Below are 1988 nucleotides of genomic sequence, written 5' to 3'. Positions count from 1 at the left end.
TTCCAATGCTTTGTATACATCCGAATCATCATAAAAAATCCCAGAATGTTTTCCTGACCTTTTCCCTGCGTTTACAAAATTAGCAATACGTCCTGTCTGACTTTCAATTTGGGAAATGCAAGTACTTAATATACTTGCTGCATGGTTTTTCAAACGAGGTTCCCAAAAAGAATCGGTAATCTTTACTTTAGAAAAATTGATTGGTTCGATTTGAACTCTTTGCCCCTTGGTTTGTCCAAAACCGCTTAAAGAAAATAGGGCAAAAAGTAATAATAACGTATTTTTCATAATTTAATTTCTGATAAATTGTAATTTGGTTCTTATTCAAATAATATCTTCACTTAAAGCACAGCTCGAAACAATTCCCGTCAATATAAATTGACTCTCTTTCCATCAAATTTTCACTGTCTGCCTTTCTTTTACTAAAAACCAATGTTTGTTTCTGAATCTTTTTTAACTATTTCTGTTTCCTCTTCATATTTTTAACTAAATTGAAAAAGCACCAACTTTATAACAGCAGTTAGCAGATTTTTCATTTTAATATTTTTAGGATAATATTATAAGATTAGTAATGTTTTTTGCTGAAATTTAATTCTATCAATACTTCCTTTTTTAACATCAGAAATATCAGATTCATTTATTTGAAAAGTCAAAATAGATGATTTTAAATCAAATTAAAATGCTTTATTCGTGTCATTTTTAATATAAAATGATTCAAATTGCATAAAAAAGATCAAGCAAATAGCGCCTTGCAACATGCTGTTGAAATTTGACACAATTTGCCCAACATTGATTTCATTATAAAAAATATAACAATGCGTAAATTCTTTCTTTTTTTATTTTCTTTAATTTTTTCTTCAAATTTTATTGAAGCCCAAGACTATTATTTTAACCATTTTCAAGCTGAAGAAGGCCTTTCCCACAACACCGTTTTGGCATCATTGCAGGATGAAGATGGATTTATGTGGTTTGGAACTAAAGATGGTTTGAATCGCTTTGATGGTTATCGTTTTAAAACTTATCGAAGCAATGGAGACCCAATTCATAGCCTAGGAAGCAATTTTATAAGATCTTTACATGAATACAAAGGAGTAATTTGGGTTGGTACAGATAAAGGTTTGTATCAATACAATAGAAAAATAGATCGGTTTACGATTTTAAACGAAGCCATAAACAATAGGATTAATGACATAAATCACGATAAAAAAGGGAATATCTGGTTTCTTTCAGGAAACATTCTGTACAAATATTCAACCCAAAATAAAGAAACCGAAATTTTTAATCCAGGCAAATATTTTATTGCCACTTCAATTGCACAGGATGCAAACGGAGAAATTTGGGCTTCTTCTTCAAATAAAATATATCATTATTCTGAAGAAAGTCTTTCGTTCGAAAATCTTCCACTTACACTTCCCGCAACTTCAGGCAACTTTAGTATTTCCGTTATTTATGCTTTGGATAAAAATAATATTCTAATTGGCACACACACTGATGGCGTTTTAGTGTACAATATCCCAACCAAAACAACTTCTAGATTAGAATTTTCGACTAAAAATCCGGTTTATGTACGAAAATTTAATAAAAGGAATAATAACGAACTTTGGATTGCTAGCGAATCTGGAGTTTATGTTTACAACCTGAAGACGAAAACAAGCGTCAATCTCAAAAAAAACTATAATGATCCGTATACCATTTCAGATAATGCGGCTTATTCAATAACGGTCGATAAAGAAAACGGAATTTGGATTGGAACTTATTTTGGTGGAATCAATTATCTTCAAAAAGAACACACACAATTCAAAAAATATTTCCCTCAAAAAGGGCAAAACTCTATTAGCGGAGGTGCCGTAAGGAAAATTATTAAAGATGACAATGGTGACCTTTGGATTGGTACTGAAGATGCTGGTTTAAACCGGTTGAATCTGAAAACGCAACAGTTTACGACATATTTACCAAACGGAAGCAAAAGTAGTGTCTAAGTAGTGTCT

1 protein-coding gene and 1 pseudogene are annotated in these 1988 nt (G+C 31.0%); one reads left to right on the top strand and one right to left on the bottom strand.

What is annotated here, in order from left to right; genetic code table 11:
- Positions 1–288 (bottom strand): annotated as a pseudogene (locus AC1DND_RS26665) (glycoside hydrolase family 127 protein); the annotation flags it as partial.
- A gap of 527 nt (positions 289–815) precedes the next feature.
- On the opposite strand from AC1DND_RS26665, the gene AC1DND_RS26660 reads away from it, so the two are divergent.
- Positions 816–1979, top strand: a complete 1164-nt coding sequence (locus AC1DND_RS26660) for a ligand-binding sensor domain-containing protein (protein ID WP_477585718.1) — start codon at positions 816–818, stop codon at positions 1977–1979.
- Positions 1980–1988: the final 9 nt, after the last annotated feature.

This window comes from Pedobacter sp. 01N416, assembly GCF_056399685.1.
This window is presented reverse-complemented; position numbering and strand designations above follow the sequence as displayed.